The sequence below is a fragment of the Kaistella yonginensis genome, from assembly GCF_030409525.1.
Taxonomy (GTDB): domain Bacteria; phylum Bacteroidota; class Bacteroidia; order Flavobacteriales; family Weeksellaceae; genus Kaistella; species Kaistella yonginensis.
Map to the genome: position 1 here is coordinate 1 of NZ_JAUFQB010000038.1, position 3,622 is coordinate 3,622.

The window sequence follows — 3,622 nt, forward strand, 5'->3', positions numbered from 1 at the left end:
TTAAAAATAGTAAAAAAGTTATTTCCGAAAATTTTTTTTGAGCTTTAAGGGCTCAAAATTTTTCAGAATAACTTTTCAACTTACACAGTTAGTGGGACACTACCCATTTATTATAAGAAAGACTAATTTGCAAAGAATTAAAAATATATAATTACTATTCCCCACTATGGTTATAAGTAATTGCTTGCTCTCGCCTACTTCTGAAAACCCTCGCCGATTTTCAATTTGGTGTCTACTTTTACAAAGTTAAGTACTAAACCAGCAACTACTCATCGCGAAGATTGTTGTGCATTATACAAAAGGTAATCGAAAAACAATTAAATGAGTGAATATAAAAAACTATTGTCTTGCTGGCATAAATTAGAATATTTTAGTCCTGCGTCTGTCCCAAAAGCTTCTAATAAAAATATTGAGCTTCTTAATGATATTGAGCCTTGGAAAATTCCATTAAAATCCAAGGACCCGAATAAAATTATTGAATACACTATTTACTTAGGCGTATTTGATTCTTCTACTGTTAATGAATTTGTTAAAGAATATTTCAAAGACAGTAAAAAAGATGAGGATTTTAGAAATTCAAAAATTTGTTTCGCTACAATAAAATTAGATATTGAAGGGAAATATATTAATGATTCATTTGGACTATCAACTTTACCATGGGCTTTAGGCCAATTGGAAAAAAGCCAATTAGAAAACAATAACTGGGAACTTTCATTTGAAACTATAAAGGGCGACTTACTTGAATATCTGGAACTAAATTTTAAAGAAACAATTACGAATTCAAATAACGAGGTTATAAAAATTTCAACAGTAGTCAATAATAATCAATTATTAAAGTTTCAAGATAAAGTTGAATCTCTTAGTAATTGGAGTGTAAAACCAACTAAGGAAATATATGTAAAAAGAGTTGAGAAATACAAATCTAAAAAGGACACTAAAGCTACAGCCGACATTCTTAACAGTTTTTACATTAAAGATTTAGAAAAAATAATTTCTAAATACAAAAAGAAGTCAATTCCTAAAGCATTCCAACAATTTTTAGATGGTAGTTTGAATAAGCAATCAAACAGACTAGATGTTTCTAAAAATATAGACATATTAAAAAATACCTTAACGCCAAATAATTATCCTGATGGGTGCTGGGCGTCTGATTATACATTAAGTTTAATGCAACAATTTGCAGTTAATAATATTTTTAATAATTTGTCGGAAAGCAATCAAGAAGGTATATTTTCCGTAAACGGACCTCCTGGAACGGGGAAAACAACTTTACTCAGGGATATAATAGCGCCAATACTTGTAAAGCGAGCAAAAGAGCTAATTAAAATAACAAACCCTTCTGATGCATTTAATAAAGTAGGTTCAATAGAAATTAGCGATAAATATTCTCCTTGGCTTTAAGAGCCAATAGAATCCATCACAAATGGAGGAATCGTAATTGCATCTTCAAATAACGGAGCGGTTGAGAATATATCGAAAGAATTGCCGTTAAAAGAAGAAGTGTCAAAACAATACAGTACAGAAATTTCCTATTTTAAAGATGTTGCGGAAAATTGTATCAATAAAGAAAGTTGGGGAATTATATCTGCGGTTCTAGGTAATAAAGAAAATAGAACTGCTTTAATGAATAATTTGTGGTTTAACAAAAACTTTAAAGACCTACAAAACACATTAAAAGACGATAAGTTATTTGATAATTCTCAATGGGAAGAAGTAAAAACTACGTTTACAAACAAGCTGAATGAAGTATCTGCAGAAAAGAAAAGACTAGAATCATTTAAAAAGGATTATCAAGTCTTTCTTGAAACTGAAAAAACGCTGGTTGAACTAACACAAAACTTTGAGAATACTAAAAAGGAATATCAAACATCAGAAATCAAGTGTCAAAATCAAAAGAGTAAAGTATTAGAATTAAGCAACCATAAAAAGGAGATTCTTAACGAATTATCGATCATAAAAAGTAACAAACCAAGCTTCTTCTCTTATTGGTTTAGTAAAAGCCAACGGAATACCTATAAAAAAGCCTTAGAAATAGCTCTAAATACTTACAACCAAATTTCTGAAGAAATGAATATTGAAAACCCTATTTTATTAAAAGATGAATCTGATTTTAATAAAATAGCTTCTCTACTTAAAAAACAAGAAGTAGAAACAAATAGGTTGAAGAAACAAGTAGAGAAATTATTTATACAAACCGAAAATGCTAGAACTGAATTAAAGAATAATTACGCAGACATTCACTACTGGGAAAATATAGAATCTAAAAAATCGCAAGAGTCTTGCCCTTGGTATTCTGATCGATTGAAGAAATTACAATCGGAATTATTTATTATTTCATTGAAATTAAATGAGGTTTTTATATTAACTGCAAATGCTACTTCAAGTAGAATTTCTACAACTCTTGCTGGTTTTTTCGAGTATTTAAAAGGCGAGACTACAGCTTCTAAAAAAGAAATAAAAGCCATGTGGAATACATTCTTTCTTGTCATTCCAGTTGTTTCTTCAACATTCGCTTCCATACAAACCATGTTTAAAGATCTGGGCAAAGAAGATATTCCTTGGTTATTTATTGATGAAGGAGGACAAGCAATCCCTCAAGCTTCAGCAGGCTCCATATGGCGTTCAAAACGTGTTGGTGTTGTTGGCGACCCATTTCAAATAGAACCAGTTGTAACTATTCCAAACTCCATCACAGATAATATTAGTAACTATTTTGATTTAAATAGAAATCATATAAGTTCTGAATTATCCGTGCAATCAATGGCTGATAGAATTAACCCATTAGGCTCATACTTAACAATTAACAACAAGGAAGAGTGGATTGGAATACCATTAAGAGTCCATAGAAGATGTATTAGTCCAATGTTTGAAATATCAAACAACATTGCTTATGATAATACAATGTACAATTCTACGGCTAAACCTTGTCGTGTAAATGTGCAATTTGAGACCTCATTTATTCATTGTAAAGGAAATATACAAGGAAGGCATTTTGTACAAGAACAAGCTGATATAATCAAAGAATTATTGATCAATGAAATCAACTTTATTGAAGGCCTACCTGATATATTTATTATTACTCCATTTAGTGAAATAAGTTATTCTCTTAATTCTTTTCTTTTTAAACATTTGATCAATGAGGTAAAGAAGTTCAAGGAAATAGACAGTGAAGAAATGGGACAATGGCTAAAAAGTCATATCGGAACGGTTCACACTTTTCAAGGAAAACAAGCTGAAGGTGTTATTTTGTGTTTAGGACTAGACGAAACAACCAAAGGTGCGGCAAATTGGGCTTCCCAAAAACCAAACCTCTTAAATGTTGCTATTACAAGAGCAAAATATAGATTTATAGCAATTGGCGATAAAGAAATATGGCTAAAACAAGCTTACTTTAATCATTTGAGCATACTAGATGAAGGGGTACGAATGCACAATATTGTATAAGTCGCTACTATTAAAAAATATATGATTATCAATTTTTGAATTGAGAATAAAACAATCTAATTGCTGAATGAATGGACACTATCCCGTAAAGTGTGTAAGTTGAAAAGTTTGAGGCTTGAATTTTTATAATTTGAGCCTTTCTTCAAATATAAGCATAAATTGATTTAATACAATTCCC

General features: G+C 30.3%; 2 protein-coding genes. Both read left to right on the forward strand.

All coding sequences use genetic code 11. The annotated features are described in order from the left end of the window. The first annotated feature begins 321 nt into the window (after positions 1-321). The gene (locus QWY78_RS09300) at positions 322-1,401 is read left to right on the forward strand and encodes a DEAD/DEAH box helicase family protein (protein WP_290219110.1); all 1,080 of its coding nucleotides are present in this window, start codon (positions 322-324) and stop codon (positions 1,399-1,401) included. Positions 1,402-1,500: 99 nt separating this feature from the next. Next, positions 1,501-3,444 (forward strand): AAA domain-containing protein, encoded by a 1,944-nt coding sequence (locus QWY78_RS09305; protein WP_290219112.1) that lies wholly within the window; start codon positions 1,501-1,503, stop codon positions 3,442-3,444. Positions 3,445-3,622: the final 178 nt, after the last annotated feature.